Here is a 16,420-nt window from a genome sequence, read left to right as displayed (position 1 = left end):
GCCATGACGGCACCCCATAAGCAGCTCATCCTGGACCGCGGCTTCGTCACCAGCTACGACAGGTCCATCTCCGGCAAGGTCAATGCCACGCTGGAGAAACTCATGCGGGACAGCACCACCAATGGCCTCCACGTGGAGCCCATCCAGAACAGTGCGGACCCGCGGGTGCGTACCGCTCGTGTGGACCAGTTCCACCGCTTGGTGCTGTTCGATCTCCATGACCTGTGGCTGCTCTACGGCGTGTACGCCCACGACGACGCCTACACCGTGGCAGCCAAGGCCTACGCCCGCGTGAACCCCATCAACGGCGCTGCCGAGATTCGCCGTGTGGAACCCACCACCGAGTCCGGGGAAGGTCACTACACCGATTCCGAGCTCAAGGCCATGGTGGACGCCCGCGCCGCGGAGCTGGTGGCGAGGCAGCAGGACGAGCGGGCGGCGTCGTCGTCCGAGGCGGAACCTGCCACGACCAACCTGGTGGCCGGTTATGCGGCGGCGGAGCTCGCAACCCAACTCGGTGTGGACGAGCCCGTGGCCGAATATGCCGTGGCTGCGGCCTCGGAAGAGGAACTCGTGCGCTTCCTGGAGCGTGTGGGCGGGTGGCAAGAGGACGCCCTGCTTGACCTTGCCACCGGTACGCCCCTGGACGAGGTGCGGGCCCGGTACTCCGCGGCCGACGACGAGCCGACGGGCGGCACCGAGGTGGGCGTTCCCTCCGAGACCGACGCCGTGGTGCGCGCCATGACCACGCCACGCGCGGCATCCCGTTTCCACCTCATCGAGGACGACGCCGCCCTGGAGAAGGCCCTGGCCAGCGGCGACTTCGAGGCGTGGCGGCTGTTCCTGCACCCCGACCAGCAGGAGTACGTGGACAAGAGGACCTCCGGGCCGTTCCGGCTCTCCGGTGGCGCGGGGACGGGCAAGACCGTGGTGCTCGTCCACCGAGCGGTGCGGCTCGCACGCGAGAACCCCGCAGCGCGCATCCTCGTGGTGTCCTACACCCGCAACCTCGTGGACATGATTGCCCAGCAGATCCGTGCGCTGGATCCCGGTGTGCGGATGGCCGCGCACCTGGGGCAACCCGGGATCAGTGTGATGACCCTGGACCAGGTGGCCCGCAGGGTGCTGACCGCCGCGAACGGCACGGACGCGCTGCCCGAGGCCATGGAGCACGTGCTGGGCTGGGGTGTTCGGCAGTCGCCGGAGCCCCGTAACGCCGGTGCCTACGGTACGAGTTCGTGGGATGAAGCCATTGAGGCCGCCGGCCAGGGGCTCCCCGAGGAACTGGCTGTGCCGGCGTTCTTCCAGTCCGAGTACCAGGACGTGATCCTGCCGGCCCAGATCACCGAGGAGAAGGACTACCTCCGGGCACCTCGCGTGGGACGGGGATCGCGCCTGGGCCGCAATCAGCGCCGTGCCGTGTGGGCGGCCGTGCAGCGTTACCGCGCAGACGGGCTCGCTGCGCAGCAGATCGACTGGGATGAGGCAGCAGCGGTCGCCGCCGCCGTGCTGGACCGTTCCAACGGTGCTTCCCCTGTGGACCATGTGCTGATCGACGAGGGGCAGGACTTCACGCCTACCCGGTGGGTGCTTGCCCGGGCCATCGTCCCGGAAGGACCGGATGATCTGTTCATCGCAGAGGACTCCAACCAGCGGATCTACGGTCAACGGATCGTGCTGGGCCATTACGGGATCAAGGTGGTGGGCCGCTCCCGCAGGCTCCGCCTGAACTACCGCACCACCGAGCAGAACTTGAACCTGGCGCTCAAGGTGCTCGAGGGTGGGGACTACAACCTGGACGAGGTTGAGGGCGAAGAAGCTGACCACGGCACAGAGCGCTATATCTCCAGCCGCTCCGGCCCCACTCCGGTGTTGTTGCCCGCCGATGACCTGGCCATGGAGTACGACCGCGTGGCGGCGCTGCTGAAGACCTGGTCCGCCGAGATCGCGGACGAAGGGCTCGCCGCGAGCACCCTGGGCATCCTCACGCGCACCAAGAAGCAGCGGGACGCCCTGGTGCGGGCCCTGGGGGAGAGGGGCGTCTCCGTGGCGCCCGTGGACACGCAGAACATCCCCGCGGGGACTCCCGCTGTCATGACCCTGCACCGCGCGAAGGGCACCGAGTTCTCCCGGGTGCTGCTGTTCGAGGTCAGCGATGCGTCCATCCCGCGTTTCTTCACGGGTAACCAGTACGACGAGAAGGCCCGCGAAGACAACGCCCTGCGGGAGCGCTCACTGCTGTATGTGGGGGCTACCCGTGCGCGGGACATGCTGGCGGTGTCGTGGAGCAAGAAGGCGAGCCCGTTCCTGCCTGGGATCAAGCGATAAAACTAGAAAAGTCGATCAATAATTGTTCTCTCCGCCAGCCTTGCAAACAAGATAGGCCACAATGGTCGCATTGACAATATTATTTATTGCCCCTCCCGTAGGGGTCGCGCTTTGGGTAGCATGTAATTATATATTCAAAAATGCTACTATTTCTGAGTCTTACTACGTAAAGCCCATACTTGGCGCGCTCGCATGGCTGACACTCTTCTTAGCATTAAGGTACGCCTCATTACTCGCCCTACTAGCCCTCGCGTTCTTTATTTCGATAGTTATCGTACGCCACGCAGAGAAGAGTTCAGAAATAAATAACGTAAAATTAGACGCTAGCTTCTGGCGCAAATACGTCAAAAATTGTTGTGTTTCTCTTAAGTCGCGCGCATTTATTTTATGTAAAAATTGGACTCCGAAGGGTGTCCTGTATGGCATAGATACCCCATTTACGCCTGGGTGGTTTATAGGGCTCCGCCTGTATGCGTGGATGCTATCGGGGGGGTATGGTTTTCGTTTCACTGGCGGGTTTGATGCTCATTGCAACCGGATCAGACGCCACTTTCGCAGCACTCAGAGTCATCGGAGTGTTCAATTTCACTGTAATAAGCGTTACTATTTTTCCGGCAATTTTTGGGTCGATTGTTATAATTAAATTCTTAGATTCTATTGGTGTCATTTCATCTAGTATCAAGTTGATAAAGACCGCACATATTATGGCGGAATGGAGCGGAACGGGCGCCGCCATAAGTTTTAGCGTTGGCCTTCTGTCCTTCGGGTTCAGTAGGCTCATCTCCGACGCTGGCACGTCTTTAATTAATGCAGCATTCCCATTCGATGCACTAATTATATTCCCAGTAATTGGTGCGAGTGCAGGATTTATCCTGGGGGATTTCATGCACTTATGATGAGCACCATAAATATCGAAAACCATCTCTTGGGGGCCTTGATTCCACCAGTCTTGCTTCTGCTGTTGGCGGCATTTTTTTCACAGGGTAGCTTCACACCCAAGCAGAATGCCGATTTTCTTCTAAGAGATGTAGTTGTCAGTGAGGAATCCTTTTCATCTTTCCGGGATCTTACTCCAGAAGAGGGGGCAAATTTAATAAACGAAAACCCATTGCAGTTCTTGAAAATTCTTGGGTCAGAGCCAGGGTCCCCATTCAGGGGTGCAGGCGCGCCCGCAAACTCCTCGTATATGATTGGTTTGGGCTCCACTGCGCTCATTTGGTCACTTCTGGTAAACATTTCATATGTTCGCCGGCATTGGAAAGATGCTGGGATTATTTGCGCTCCCGCGGGTATCATCGCGGCTACAAACCCTGGCTATTCCAAGGGAACCAGGGCCACTCTGACCACCGACCGCATGCCGGGCATGAAGGGCGCGCCGACCACCGTGGTGGGCGCCTACGACACCGTGGCCTATGCGGTGGACTACATCCCCACGGACGGCGGCGACAAGGTCACCGACCACAAGTGGGTGGTGCAGCAGGAGCTCAAGGATGCCGGATCGGAGCGCCTCATGGAGGGAACCGAGGTGACCATCGAGGCGGACCACGTGCCCGGCATGAAGGGCGCCAAGGGCACGGTGGTCTCCTCCACCACGCAGATCGTCTACATGGTCGACTACCAGGCGGACGGCATGACCATAAAAAACCACAAGTGGGTCGTGGAAGACGAGATAACGCCGCGGGCATAGCAACCGGTCGCGCGGTGCCGGGCGACGACGCCGTTGCTGCCGCCCCGCCGCGCACGGGTCGCCGAGGCGGGGGTGGGGTGGACGTTGCCGGAGCGAAGCTTGACGCCCGTGCTAACCTCCTACGCGAGAATCGTTCGCAACAAGGAGGCCCCATGAAGGTCCGCAACTCGCTCCGCTCCCTCAAGAAGGTCCCCGGCTCGCAGGTGGTGCGCCGCCGCGGCAAGACCTACGTGATCAACAAGAAGAACCCGCGCATGAAGGCCCGCCAGGGCTGAGCCGCCGGGCGCCCGGGGCCGCCCTCACCCCTCTACCCCCACCAGCCGGTACCCCATGCCCTGTTCGGTGAGGATGTGCCGGGGGTTGGCCGGGTCCGCCTCCAGCTTCTTGCGCAGCTGCGAGATGTAGAGCCGCAGGTACCCGCTGTCCTGCACGTGCTCGCTGCCCCACACGTGCGTGAGCAGCGTCTGGCGGGTCACCAGCTTCCCGGCGTTGCGCAGCAGCACCTCCATGACCTGCCACTCGGTGGGGGTGAGCCGGATCTGCTTCACCCCGCCCTCCACCGCGCGGGTCACGCTGTGGGTGGCCAGGTCCACGGTCACGTCCCCGAGCCGCGCACTGGCCACCGCCTCTTGCTGCGGGACGAGGCGGGTCAGCGCCCGGATTCGCGCGAGCAGCTCGTCGATGGCGAACGGCTTGGTGATGTAGTCGTCCGCCCCGGTGTCCAGCGCCTCCACCTTGTCCGCCGCGCCGGTGCGCCCGGACACCACCAGGATGGGCGCCTGGGACCAGCCCCGGATGCCCTGGATCACCTCGATGCCGTCCAGCTGCGGCATCCCCAGGTCCAGCAGGAACATGTCCGGGTGCTCGTCCACCGCCGCGCTCACGGCCTCCGCGCCGTTCGCCGCCGTGACCACCTGATACCCCTTGGCGCCCAGGACGATGCGCAGCGCCCGCAGGATCTGCGGGTCGTCATCCGCGATGAGAATCTTCACCCGGCACCCCTTCCCGTCCACTCGCCCGGGGTGACGACGACGCTGTCCCCGCCCCGTACGGCACCGTCACTTCGGCCGCGGAGCCGGCGTGCGGCGTCGTCGTCCCCGCGGTGCCTGACTCCAGCCGCTCCGCCTCCGTCTGGTCCGCCGCCGCGTGCCCGGTGAGCTCGGACTCCGTGAGCAGCGGCAGGGAGACCACCATGGTCAGCCCGCCGCCCGGGGTGTCCTCCGGGGTGAGCGTGCCCTGCATGGCCTCCACGAAACCACGCGAGAGCGCCAGACCGAGCCCCAGGCTCGTGGTGTTGTCCGTGTCCCCGAGGCGCTGGAAGGGCAGGAACATGTCCTCGTGGCGCCCGGGGGCGATCCCCGGGCCGTGGTCGATGACCCGGATCTCCAGGCGGTCCGCGAACGTGCTGGTGGTGACCGAGACCGGAACGCCCTCGGGTGTGTGCCGCCCGGCATTGGCCAGCAGGTTCACGAGCGCGCGCTGCAGCAGCACCGGGTCCGCGAGCACCGTGGCGCCGTGGTGGGCCAGGTCCAGGCGCACCTCGGAGGGCCCGAGCTGCAGCTCGTCCAGTGCGGCCGCCACGGAGTCCGCGGGATCCGTGGGCGTGGTCCCCAGGGACAGCACGCCCGCCTGCACGCGGCTCACGTCCAGCAGGTCGTTGACCAGGGCGGCGAGTGCGGCGAGGCTCTCGTCCGCGGTGGCCATGAGCTCCTGGCGGTCCTCGGGGCTCAGCGCGTCCCCGGCGGCGCGCAGTCCGCCCACCGCGGCCGTGGCGGAGGCCAGCGGCCGCCGCAGGTCGTGGCTCAGCGCGGACAGCAGCGCCCCGCGCACCCGGTCCGACGCCGCGATGGGGCCGATCTCGTCCGCCGCCGCCGCGAGCCGCTGCCGTTCCAGCGCCGCCGAGAGCTGGGCGGCCACCACCGCGAGCAGCCTCCGCTCCGAGGACGCCAGGTGCGCCCCGTGCAGCTCCAGGACCCCACCGGCGTCCAGGGGCATCACGGTGGGCTCCGCCCCGGGCACCACGTCCCCCGCGCGGGCGAGCACCGTGTCCCCGTCCAGGACCCGCACGCCCGCCACGCGGAACACCTCGTGCGCTCGGTCCACGAGCGCCTGTACGGCGTCCTCGCCCCGCAGCACGCTGCCCGCGATGCCCTGGATCAGCTCGGACTCCGCCGCCGCCCGCCGCGCGGCCCGGGTGAAGCGCGCGGCGCGGTCCACCACGAAGCTCACGAGCGCGGCGATCACCGTGTAGAGCAGCAGCGCGAGCAGGTGCAGGGGGTCCGCAATGGTGATGGTGTGGATGGGCTGGATGAAGAAGTAGTCCAGCGTGAGCCCGGAGAGCACCGCCGCGAACAGGGCCGGCCACAACCCGCCCACCAGCGCCACGACCACCACGAGCAGCTGGTACGCGAGCACGTCGCTCGTGATCGCGTCCGGGGAGCGGGACCCGGCCAGCGCCACGGTGAGCAGCGGACCGCCCAGCAGCGCCACCAGGAAGCCGAGCACGCGGCGTCGTGCGGAGAGCGCGCCACCCAGCGGCGGCAGCGTGAACCGGCCGCCGGCCGCCGCGTGGGCGACCATGTGCACGTCGATCTCCCCGGACTCCTTGGTGACCGTGGCGCCGATCCCGGGGCCCGTGAACGCCGCGGCCACCCGGCCCCGGCGGCTGATGCCGAGCACCAGCTGCGTGGCGTTCACGGAACGGGCGAACTCCACCAGCGCGGCCGGGACGTCGTCCCCCACCACCTGGTGGTAGCTGCCCCCGAGCTTCTCCACGAGCGCCCGCTGCTGCGCGAGCGCGGCCGGGTCCTCCGCGCGCACCCCGTCCTGCGCGATCACGTGCACCGCGAGCAGGTCCCCGCCCGCCGACCGCGCGGCCACCCGCGCACCGCGGCGCAGCAGGGTCTCGCCCTCGGGCCCGCCGGTCAGGGCGACGACGACGCGCTCGCGGGCCTCCCACGTGCCGTCGATCTCGTGCTCGCGCCGGTAGAGCATGAGCGCCTGGTCCACCTCGTCCGCGAGCCACAGCAGCGCGAGCTCGCGCAGCGCGGTGAGGTTGCCCAGCCGGAAGTAGTGGGACAGCGCCGCGTCCACCCGCTCGGCGGGGTACACGAGCCCCTCCGCGAGCCGGTCCCGCAGCACCTGCGGCGCGAGGTCCACCACCTCGATCTGGTGCGCGCCGCGCAGGAACCGGTCCGGGACGGTCTCGCGCTGGGGTGCGCCGGTGATCCGCTCCACCACGTCCTTGAGGGACTCGATGTGCTGCACGTTCACGGTGGAGATCACGTCGATCCCCGCGGCGAGCAGCTGCGCCACGTCCTCCCAGCGCTTCTCGTGCGCGGAGCCCGGCACGTTGGTGTGGGCGAGCTCGTCCACCAGGGCGATCTGCGGCGCGCGCTCCAGCACCGCGGCCACGTCCATCTCCTCCAGCTCCACGTCCCGGTAGCGGGTGCGCACCCGGGGGACCTGGGGCAGTCCCTCCGTCATGGCCGCGGTGGCCGCGCGGCCGTGGGTCTCCACGACGCCGATCACCACGTCCCTGCCCTCGGCCAGCAGCGCCTTGCCCTCCGCGAGCATCCGGTAGGTCTTGCCCACGCCGGGGGCGGCGCCGAGCAGCACCCTCAGCCGCCCCGGTGCGGTCATGTCAGCGCCTCGTCTCGTCCAGTGCCAGGTTGAGCTCGGCCACGTTCACCACGCGGTCACCCACGTAGCCCAGATCGGGTTTCTTGGTGTGCTGGCTCACGAGCTCTCGCACCTGTTCTACCGGAAGACCCCGCTCTCGGGCCACGCGTTCCACCTGGATGTCCGCGTAGCGGGAGCTGATGTGGGGGTCCAGCCCCGAGCTGGACGCGGTCAGGGCGTCCGCGGGGACCTCGGACTCGGGCACCCCGTTGAGCTCCGCGATCGCCTTCTTGCGCTGCGTGATGGACTCGATGAGGTTCTCGTTCTCCGGGCCCCAGTTGGTGCCGGCGGACGAGGCGGCGTCGTAGCCGTGGTCCCCCGCGGCGGAGGGGCGGGGCTGGAAGTACTGCGGCAGGGGGTTGCCGTCCGCGTCCGCGAAGGACTGCCCGATCAGCGCCGAGCCCCGGACCTCGCCCTGCTCGTTCTCGAACAGGGAGCCGTGGCTCTGCGCGGGGAACACCACGTACCCCAGGCCGGTGACCAGCGCGGTGTAGCCCACGCCCAGCAGGACGGTGAGCACCAGGAGGGTGCGGACGGCCACGGACATCGTGCGGCCGGAGGAGTGTGCGGCAATGCTCATGACGATCGCTTCTTTCTCGAAGACTCGACAACTCGGTGCTGCGGTGCGGGGTGCGCCGCCCGCCGGTGCCCGGCCGGGTGGCGGCGGGCGGCGCTCGGGGTACGGATCAGGAACCCGGGGTCAGAACCCGGGGTCAGAACCCGGGGTCAGAAACCCGGGATCAGCCGGACCAGCAGGTCGATCACCCAGATCCCCAGGAACGGTGTGACGATCCCGCCCAGCCCGTAGACCGCGAGGTTGCGCCCCAGGGTCCTGGAGGCGTTCATGGGCCGGTACTTCACCCCGCGCAGGGCCAGGGGCACCAGGAACACGATCATGATCGCGTTGAAGATCACGGCGGAGAGCACGGCGGACGCGGGGGAGTGCAGGCCCATCACGTTGAGCACCGCGAGCCCCGGGAACACGCCGATGAAGATCGCGGGGATGATCGCGAAGTACTTGGCGATGTCGTTGGCGATCGAGAACGTGGTGAGCGCCCCGCGCGTGATGAGCAGCTGCTTGCCGATCGCCACGATGTCGATGAGCTTGGTGGGGTCCGAGTCCAGGTCCACCATGTTCCCGGCCTCCTTGGCGGCGGAGGTTCCCGTGTTCATGGCCACCCCCACGTCCGCCTGCGCCAGGGCGGGGGCGTCGTTGGTGCCGTCCCCGGTCATGGCCACGAGGTTCCCGCCCTCCTGCTCCTTGCGGATGTACGCGAGCTTCTGCTCCGGGGTGGCCTCCGCGAGGTAGTCGTCCACGCCGGCCTCCTGTGCGATCGCCGCCGCGGTCAGGGGGTTGTCACCCGTGACCATCACGGTGCGGATGCCCATGGCCCGCAGCTGCGCGAAGCGCTCGGTGAGGCCGTCCTTGACCACGTCCTTGAGGTGCACCACGCCGAGGGCGCGGGATGCGCCGTCGGCCGCCTTCTGCGCGACCACCAGGGGCGTGCCGCCGGAGCGGGAGATCTCGCTGACGCGCTCCTGCAGCTCGGCGTGCGCGGCGTCCGGGAGCGCCACGCCGTCCTCCGCGAGCCACGCCACGATCGCCGAGCCCGCGCCCTTGCGGATCTGCCCGCCGTCCGGCAGGTCCAGCCCGGACATCCGCGTCTGCGCGGTGAAGGGGACGACGTCGCCCGGGGCCTCCTGCTCCAGGCGCGCCCCGCGCTCGCGGGCCAGGTCCACGATGGAGGAGCCCTCGGGGGTGGGGTCCGCCAGGGAGGAGAGGGCGGCGGCGTGGACCAGCTCGTCCTCGGCCACCCCGCTCAGCGGCAGGAACGCGGCGGCCCGCCGGTTGCCGTACGTGATGGTGCCGGTCTTGTCGAGCAGCAGCGTGGTCACGTCCCCGGCCGCCTCCACGGCGCGCCCGGACATGGCCAGCACGTTGCGCTGCACGAGCCGGTCCATGCCCGCGATGCCGATGGCGGACAGCAGCGCCCCGATGGTCGTGGGGATCAGGCACACGAGCAGCGCGATCAGCACGGCCACGCTCGCGGGCTGCGCGGGGTAGGACGCAATGGGGTTCAGGGTCAGGGTGACCACCACGAACACGATGGACAGGGACGCCAGCAGGATGTTCAGGGCGATCTCGTTGGGGGTGCGCTGGCGGGCGGCGCCCTCCACCAGGGAGATCATCCGGTCCACGAACGTCTCGCCGGGCTTGGAGGTGATCCGCACGACGATCCGGTCCGAGAGCACCCGGGTGCCGCCCGTCACGGCGGAGCGGTCACCGCCGGACTCGCGCACCACGGGGGCGGACTCGCCGGTGATCGCGGACTCGTCCACGCTCGCGATGCCCCACACGATGTCCCCGTCCCCGGGGATCAGCTCCCCGGCGGAGACCACCACCACGTCCCCCAGGGTCAGGTCCGCCGAGGACGCATCCTCGACGGGTGCGGTGCGCGCGGCGGGGTCCGCGGCGTCGTCGTAGTCCGTGACGCGGTGCGCGGTGGTGCTGGTGCGGGTCCTGCGCAGCGTCTCCGCCTGGGCCTTGCCGCGGCCCTCCGCAATGGACTCCGCGAGGTTGCCGAAGAGTACGGTGAGCCACAGCCACACCGCGATGGCCCACGTGAAGGCGGCCGGGACCGCGGTGCCGCCGGAGTCCGCGGGACCTCCCGTGAACAGCTCCGCCACGGCGAACAGCGTGGTGACCACGGCGCCCACCCACACGATGAACATCACGGGGTTGTGCCACTGGGTGCGCGGGTCCAGCTTGCGCACCGCGCCCGGCAGGGCCTCGCGCAGCTGCTGCACGGTGAGGGTCTTGCGCGGCGCAGCGGGGCGCTGCGCGGTGGACGCGGTGCGCGTCCCGGTGGTGGTGCTCATGACTGCATCAGCCCTTCCGCCAGGGGACCCAGCGTGAGAACGGGGAAGAAGACGAGGGCGGTGACCAGCACGGCGGTGCCGGCGGTGAGGCCCACGAACAGGGGACGGTGGGTGGGCAGGGTGCCCGCGGTCGCGGGGATCTTCTCCTGCGCCGCGAGGGAACCCGCCAGGGCGAGCACCAGGGCAATGGGGATGAACCGGCCGAACAGCATGGCCACGGCGATGGCCGCCGTGAGCCAGGGGGTGTCCGCGGTGAGACCGGCGAACGCGGAGCCGTTGTTGTTGGCGCCGGACGCGAACGCGTACAGCACCTCGGACAGTCCGTGCGGGCCGGTGTTGGTGAGGGACTCGTTCTCGATGCTGTCCCGCAGCGCGGGGATCCCGAAGCTCAGCCCCACCCCGGCGAGCACCAGCAGCGGCATGACCAGGATGTAGAGGCTCGCGAGCTTCATCTCCCGCGGGCCGATCTTCTTTCCCAGGTACTCGGGGGTGCGCCCCACGAGCAGACCGGCCACGAACACGGCGATCACCGCGATCACGAGCATCCCGTACAGCCCGGAGCCCACACCGCCCGGGGCCACCTCCCCCAGGAGCATGTTCAGCAGGGGAACCATGCCGCCCAGGGCGGTGTAGGAGTCGTGCATCGAGTTCACCGCACCCGTGGAGGTCAGCGTGGTGGTGGTCGCGAAGATCACGGACTGCGCGATCCCGAACCGGGCCTCCTTGCCCTCCATGGCACCGCCCGCGAGCTCCGGGGCGGTGCCGTGCCCGGCGGACTCGAGCACCGCGAGCGCGGTGAGCGAGGCCAGGTACAGCACACCCATGACGGCGAGGATCGCGTACCCCTGGCGGTTGTCCCCCACCATCCGCCCGAACGTGCGGGGCAGGGAGAAGGGGATGAGCAGGATCAGGAAGCACTCGAAGAGGCTGGTCCACCCGGTGGGGTTCTCGAACGGGTGGGAGGCGTTCGCGTTGTAGAAGCCGCCGCCGTTGGTGCCGAGCTCCTTGATGACCTCCTGGGAGGCCACGGGCCCGCCGGGGATGGACTGGGTGCCGCCGGACACGGTGGTGACGTCCGTGAAGCCGTCGAAGTTCTGCACCACGCCGCCCGCGATCAGGGCGAGCGCGCCCAGCACGGAGATGGGTAGCAGCACGCGCAGGGTGGCGCGGGTGAGGTCCACCCAGAAGTTGCCGATGGTCCCGCTGCGCCGGTACGCGAAGCCCCGCACCAGGGCGATGGCCACGGCGATGCCCGTGGCCGCGGAGACGAAGTTCTGCACCGCGAGGCCCATGAACTGCACGGTGTACGCGAGGTTCTCCCCGGAGTACGCCTGCCAGTTGGTGTTGGTCACGAAGGAGACGGCGGTGTTGAACGCGACCCCCGGGTCCGGGTTCTCCGCGCCGGTGGCGAACGGCAGCCATTGCTGCGTGCGCTGCAGCAGGTACAGCAGGAGCACCCCGGCCAGGGAGAAGAAGAGCACCGAGCGCAGGTACGCCTGCCAGGACTGCTCCCGGTCGGCGGCCACGCCCGTGAGCCTGTAGAGGGCCCGCTCAGGGGCCCAGTGCGTACGGGTCTGGAAGACCCACGCCATGTAGTCCCCCATGGGCCGGTACAGCAGCGCGAGTGCCAGCAGGAGCGTGCCCGCGGACGCGAGGAAGGGCAGCCACTGCATCAGAACCGCTCCGGATTCACCAGCGCGAACACCAGGTAGCCCACGGCTGCGATCCCCAGCACGAACGCCAGGACGCTGAGCGCGATCACAGCTTCTCCACCGCCTTGCCCACGATCCCCACGGCCAGGAACAGGGTGATCACACCCAGCACACACACGACATCCAGCACTGCAGGCTCCGTTCACAGATCGGCGACCGCGCGTTCGCGGCCGCTGCCCCCTCGGTGGGGGCAGAACCTCAGTAGACGCCCGCGGTGCCCGGCGGGGCAGTGCTCCTCACGGAACCCATACGGGTCCCCGGTGGATCCTCACGGTTTCCTCACACGGGGGCCGCGAACGGCAAGCTACTGATCAGTTATTCCCGATGTCCGCCCCGTCCGCTCGACGCGAATCCTTGCTGCGGCAAGCGTCTGCGCGTGCCACGATGGCGGCATGGCTACCAACGATTCCACCAGCACCCAGATCCAGCTCGTCTCCCGCCCCGAGGGGTGGCCCGAGCCGGAGAACTTCCGCACCGTGACCGTGGAGCTGCCCGAGCTCCGGGACGGCGAGGTGCGCGTGCGCAACGAGTTCATCTCCGTGGACCCCTACATGCGCGGGCGCATGCGGGACGAGAAGAGCTACATCCCGCCGTTCGGCCTGGGCGAGACCATGACCGGCGGCGCCGTGGGCCGCGTGGTCGAGTCCCGCTCCGAGAAGCTGCCCGAGGGCACCCCCGTGCTGCACCAGATGGGGTGGCGGGACGTCGCCCAGGGTGCCGCGGACGAGTTCACCGCCGTGCAGGACCTCGACGGCGCCTCGCTGTCCCTCTACCTGGGCGTCCTGGGACTCACGGGCATGACCGCCTACACCGGGCTCACCCGGATCGCCGAGGTCAAGGAGGGTGACCGCGTGTTCGTCTCCGGCGCCGCCGGGGCCGTGGGCTCCACCGTGGGTCAGCTCGCCAAGCTGCTGGGCGCGTCCTCCGTGATCGGCTCCGCGGGCTCCGACGAGAAGGGCAAGCTGCTCACCGAGAAGTACGGCTTCGACGCCGTGCTCAACTACAAGGCGGCCCCCATCCGCGAGCAGCTCGCCGAGGCCGCGGGCGAGGAGGGTGTGGACGTCTACTTCGACAACGTGGGCGGGGACCACCTCGAGGCCGCACTGGACGTGCTGAACCGCCATGGCCGCGTGGCCGTGTGCGGCGCCATCAGCCAGTACAACTCCACCGAGAAGCCGTGCGGCCCCGACAACATGGCCAACCTCATCAAGAACTCCCTCACCCTGGAGGGCTTCACCATGGGCGACCACATGGACGTCGCGGGCGAGTTCACCCAGAAGGTGGGCGGCTGGTTCCAGGAGGGCAAGATCGTCCACGACGAGACCGTGGTGGAGGGCATCGACCACGCCGTGGACGCGTTCCTGGACATGATGCAGGGCAAGAACACCGGCAAGATGGTCGTGAAGATCTGATCCTGCTGTCCCTCGCGCCCGCCTGATCGGGCGCGAGCCGCGGCGGCTGCCGCTGTCGAGGAACCGCCCTGCGCCGAGGCGCAGGGCGGTTCCTCCGTATCATGGCGGGGTCGCCCGCGCCCCGGTGCGGCCCGTCCCGCCGCAGCCCGTGCGCCGGGAGACCGCGCGCCGTGATCCACCACCGACGAGAGGAACCCGTGCCCCGACGAGCCCTGCCGCACCGTGCGAGTCCCGTGCAACTGCTGCGCGCGCTGCGGGAGCAGCCCGGCCTCGTGGCCCTGTTCGGGGACTGGCTGCACGGGGACGCGGTGATCGGCCTCCGGCCCACCCGCGTCCTGGAGCCCGGGGAGGACCCGTTCGCCGCACTCGGCGCCACTGAGGACGCCCCCGTCCCGCGCACCACGGGTGGCGCCGCCAGGTTCGGCGGCGGGTGGATCGGCTACCTGGGGTACCAGCTCGCGCGCCGCCTCGAAGCACTCCCACCCGCGCCTGCGCGTTCCGGCGGCCTGCCGGAGCACCACCTGGCGCACTACGACCACGTCCTGGTGCACGACGCCGCTGCGGACCGCTGGTACTGCGAGTCCCTTCCCGGCACGGATCCGGCACGCGTGGCGGAGACGGTCGCGCTCCTGGAACGGGTGCTCGCGGCCGGCGGGCCCTCGACGGTGACCGCGACCCTGGGGGAGCCGCTTGCGACACGCCCTCTGCACGGTGGCGCCCCACCGGTGCCGGGTGCCACCCCGCTCCGTGCGGGCGGTGCCCCACCGCAGCCGGACGGGGCGCAGGCGGCCGGCCAAGCGGCGGCGTCGTCCGACGGGTCCGGGCCGCGCGCGTACCGCTGCGGGCCCTTCGAGGCCGCCGTGACCGGCGCGGCCCACGCGCGGGCCGTGCGGCGGGCGCTGGCCCACATCCGGGACGGGGACGTCTTCCAGGCGAACGTCTGCCGCGAGCTCGCGGCGGGCTTCCGCGGGGACCCGCTGGACCTGTTCTGCGCGGGGTACGAGCGGCTGCGCCCGCGTCTCGCCGCGTTCGTGCGCGTGCCCGGGGGAGCCGTGGCGAGCCTCTCTCCGGAGCTGTACCTGCGGCGCACGGGGGACGCCGTGCTCACCTCGCCCATCAAGGGCACCGCCCCCGCGGACACCGATCCCCGCGAGCTGCACGCCTCCGCCAAGAACCGCGCGGAGAACGTGATGATCGTGGACCTCATGCGCAACGACCTCTCCCGCGCGTGCGTCCCCGGGTCCGTGCTGAGCCCCGCCGTGCCGCGCGTGGAGCCGCACACGGGCGTCCACCACCTGGTCGCGGACGTCCACGGCACGCTGCGCCCCGGGCTCGACGACGCCGCCCTGCTGCGTTCCACGTTCCCGCCCGGTTCCTGCACGGGCGCCCCCAAGATCCGGGCCACCGAGATCATCAACGAGCTGGAGACCACCGCCCGGGGCGCCTACACCGGGGCCGTGGGGTGCGTGAGCCCGGTGGCGGGGCTGGTGATGAACGTGGCCATCCGGACCTTCGAGTTCTCGGACGGGGCGGTGCGCCTGGGCGTGGGCGGCGGGATCGTCGCGGACTCGGACCCGGACGGTGAGGCGTTCGAGACCCTCGTGAAGGCCGCCCCGCTGCTGGATGCCGTGGGTGCGTGCTTCGGCCCGGAGCTCTCGCGGGAGTGGCGGGACCATGCGGGGCACCTGGACGTGGCGACCCCGGCGTGCGTTCTTGGCGGCGGGGCTGGGGGAGCTCGGGGCACGGTGGTGGGCTCCTCCACGAGTCCTCGGCCGACGCCCCGCTCCGGAGCCGCGGCCGCCCTGGCGCCCGATGCCGTGGCGGGCGCGTCCGTTCCCGTCGCCGGACGCACCGGGCGGGCGGGCGAGGTGCCCGTGCTCCGCGCCCGCCCCGAGCCGTCGCGGGGGGTTTTCACCACGATCCTCGTCCGTGAGGGGCGGCCCGAGCAGCTGGCGCAGCACCTGGCACGGCTCGGGGACAGCGTTCGCGCGTGCTTCTCCCGTGCGCTCCCGGGCGCGCTCGGGGAACGGGTCCGGGCTCGTGCCGCTGCGCTGGAAGGACCTCACCGGCTGCGGGTCACCGCGGTCCCGGAGGTGACCGGGCTGCGGATCGAGATCAGCCACGGACCGCTGAACCCACCCGGGGCGGAACTCCCTGTTGCGCCGTGGCGGCTCGTCCCGGTCGTGGTGCCCGGCGGGTGGGGGTGCCACAAGTGGGCGGACCGCAGGGCCCTGGACGGGGTTCCCGGTCCGTGGTCACCGGTGTGCGATCCGCTCCTGGTGGAGCAGGACGGCACCGTCCTGGAGACCGGACGGGCCAATGTCTTCGCGGTGCTCGACGGCGCCGTGGTGACCCCTCCCGCCGATGGCCGGATCCTGCCCGGAGTCATGCGTGCGCACGTGGTCGAGCTGCTGGTGGCCGCCGGGCACCGCGTCCGGGAACGCCCGCTCGGTCTCGACGACTGTGCGCGGGCCACGGAGGTGTTCGTGACCAACGCGCTGCGGGGGGCGCGTCCCGTGGGGGAGATCCAGGGCGTGAGCCACTGGCCGCCCGGGCCCGTGACACGGCACCTGCACCACCTCCTCGCCGGGCACCCGCACCGGCCGAGCGGCACCACCCCGCCCGCGTGACGAGTGACGGGCGAGGGAGAACCGGACCGGCCGGGCGGCACGGCGCCCCCTCCCAGCACCGCAGCCCCGTCTCGGGACGAGACGGGGCTG

General features: G+C 69.7%; 13 protein-coding genes. 5 read left to right on the top strand and 8 right to left on the bottom strand.

Annotation, left to right across the window (positions count from 1 at the left end; translation table 11 throughout):
- Window positions 1–3 precede the first annotated feature (3 nt).
- The gene (locus EAE32_RS01200) at window positions 4–2,328 is read left to right on the top strand and encodes a 3'-5' exonuclease (RefSeq protein WP_121863919.1); all 2,325 of its coding nucleotides are present in this window, start codon (window positions 4–6) and stop codon (window positions 2,326–2,328) included.
- 481 nt (window positions 2,329–2,809) lie between these two features.
- On the opposite strand, the gene EAE32_RS11660 is transcribed toward EAE32_RS01200, so the two are convergent.
- Window positions 2,810–3,214 (bottom strand): hypothetical protein, encoded by a 405-nt coding sequence (locus tag EAE32_RS11660; RefSeq protein WP_124035145.1) that lies wholly within the window; start codon window positions 3,212–3,214, stop codon window positions 2,810–2,812.
- Window positions 3,211–3,543 carry a hypothetical protein gene (locus tag EAE32_RS11745; RefSeq protein WP_165860423.1) on the bottom strand — a complete coding sequence of 111 codons (333 nt, stop codon included), beginning with the start codon at window positions 3,541–3,543 and terminating at the stop codon, window positions 3,211–3,213. The genes EAE32_RS11660 and EAE32_RS11745 overlap by 4 nt, the downstream gene beginning before the upstream one ends.
- Between EAE32_RS11745 and EAE32_RS01195 the strand changes: the two genes are divergently transcribed.
- Both EAE32_RS01195 and ykgO read left to right on the top strand, forming a co-directional pair.
- Window positions 3,515–4,015: a YdhK family protein gene (locus tag EAE32_RS01195; RefSeq protein ID WP_121863918.1), complete on the top strand. Its 501-nt coding sequence runs from the start codon at window positions 3,515–3,517 to the stop codon at window positions 4,013–4,015. The two genes, EAE32_RS11745 and EAE32_RS01195, sit on opposite strands and share 29 nt — an antisense overlap.
- Before the next feature lie 152 nt (window positions 4,016–4,167).
- A complete protein-coding gene (ykgO, locus tag EAE32_RS01190; protein WP_055085155.1) occupies window positions 4,168–4,290 on the top strand; it encodes a type B 50S ribosomal protein L36 in 123 nt (40 codons plus the stop codon).
- Window positions 4,291–4,314: 24 nt separating this feature from the next.
- On the opposite strand, the gene EAE32_RS01185 is transcribed toward ykgO, so the two are convergent.
- The 6 genes from EAE32_RS01185 to EAE32_RS01160 form a co-directional block, all read right to left on the bottom strand.
- Window positions 4,315–5,007 carry a response regulator gene (locus EAE32_RS01185; RefSeq protein ID WP_121863917.1) on the bottom strand — a complete coding sequence of 231 codons (693 nt, stop codon included), beginning with the start codon at window positions 5,005–5,007 and terminating at the stop codon, window positions 4,315–4,317.
- On the bottom strand, window positions 4,985–7,657 hold the full coding sequence (locus EAE32_RS01180) for a DUF4118 domain-containing protein (protein WP_121863916.1): 2,673 nt from the start codon (window positions 7,655–7,657) through the stop codon (window positions 4,985–4,987). The genes EAE32_RS01185 and EAE32_RS01180 overlap by 23 nt, the downstream gene beginning before the upstream one ends.
- Before the next feature lies 1 nt (window position 7,658).
- Window positions 7,659–8,276 (bottom strand): potassium-transporting ATPase subunit KdpC, encoded by a 618-nt coding sequence (gene kdpC / locus EAE32_RS01175; protein WP_121863915.1) that lies wholly within the window; start codon window positions 8,274–8,276, stop codon window positions 7,659–7,661.
- 146 nt (window positions 8,277–8,422) lie between these two features.
- On the bottom strand, window positions 8,423–10,576 hold the full coding sequence (kdpB, locus tag EAE32_RS01170; protein ID WP_121863914.1) for a potassium-transporting ATPase subunit KdpB: 2,154 nt from the start codon (window positions 10,574–10,576) through the stop codon (window positions 8,423–8,425).
- Window positions 10,573–12,249 (bottom strand): potassium-transporting ATPase subunit KdpA, encoded by a 1,677-nt coding sequence (gene kdpA / locus EAE32_RS01165; RefSeq protein WP_121863913.1) that lies wholly within the window; start codon window positions 12,247–12,249, stop codon window positions 10,573–10,575. Before kdpA ends, kdpB begins: the two co-directional genes overlap by 4 nt.
- A complete protein-coding gene (locus tag EAE32_RS01160; protein WP_121863912.1) occupies window positions 12,249–12,338 on the bottom strand; it encodes a potassium-transporting ATPase subunit F in 90 nt (29 codons plus the stop codon). The genes kdpA and EAE32_RS01160 overlap by 1 nt, the downstream gene beginning before the upstream one ends.
- Before the next feature lie 342 nt (window positions 12,339–12,680).
- Between EAE32_RS01160 and EAE32_RS01155 the strand changes: the two genes are divergently transcribed.
- Together EAE32_RS01155 and EAE32_RS01150 are read left to right on the top strand one after the other, a co-directional pair.
- Entirely contained in the window at window positions 12,681–13,700 is a 1,020-nt protein-coding gene (locus EAE32_RS01155) for an NADP-dependent oxidoreductase (RefSeq protein ID WP_121863911.1), read from the top strand.
- Window positions 13,701–13,897: 197 nt separating this feature from the next.
- Entirely contained in the window at window positions 13,898–16,330 is a 2,433-nt protein-coding gene (locus EAE32_RS01150) for a chorismate-binding protein (protein WP_243635527.1), read from the top strand.
- The last annotated feature ends 90 nt before the right edge of the window (window positions 16,331–16,420 follow it).

The organism is Kocuria tytonicola (assembly GCF_003687175.1).
Lineage (GTDB): Bacteria > Actinomycetota > Actinomycetes > Actinomycetales > Micrococcaceae > Kocuria > Kocuria tytonicola.
This window is presented reverse-complemented; position numbering and strand designations above follow the sequence as displayed.

Bases quoted from the DNA above. Each gene is read 5' to 3' on its own strand.
- EAE32_RS11660 (WP_124035145.1), bottom strand. From the start codon at position 3,214: ATGAAATCCCCCAGGATAAATCCTGCACTCGCACCAATTACTGGGAAT.
- ykgO (WP_055085155.1), top strand. From the start codon at position 4,168: ATGAAGGTCCGCAACTCGCTCCGCTCCCTCAAGAAGGTCCCCGGCTCG.
- kdpB (WP_121863914.1), bottom strand. From the start codon at position 10,576: ATGAGCACCACCACCGGGACGCGCACCGCGTCCACCGCGCAGCGCCCC.
- EAE32_RS01195 (WP_121863918.1), top strand. From the start codon at position 3,515: ATGATTGGTTTGGGCTCCACTGCGCTCATTTGGTCACTTCTGGTAAAC.
- kdpA (WP_121863913.1), bottom strand. From the start codon at position 12,249: ATGCAGTGGCTGCCCTTCCTCGCGTCCGCGGGCACGCTCCTGCTGGCA.
- kdpC (WP_121863915.1), bottom strand. From the start codon at position 8,276: ATGAGCATTGCCGCACACTCCTCCGGCCGCACGATGTCCGTGGCCGTC.
- EAE32_RS01200 (WP_121863919.1), top strand. From the start codon at position 4: ATGACGGCACCCCATAAGCAGCTCATCCTGGACCGCGGCTTCGTCACC.
- EAE32_RS11745 (WP_165860423.1), bottom strand. From the start codon at position 3,543: ATGAGCGCAGTGGAGCCCAAACCAATCATATACGAGGAGTTTGCGGGC.
- EAE32_RS01180 (WP_121863916.1), bottom strand. From the start codon at position 7,657: ATGACCGCACCGGGGCGGCTGAGGGTGCTGCTCGGCGCCGCCCCCGGC.
- EAE32_RS01155 (WP_121863911.1), top strand. From the start codon at position 12,681: ATGGCTACCAACGATTCCACCAGCACCCAGATCCAGCTCGTCTCCCGC.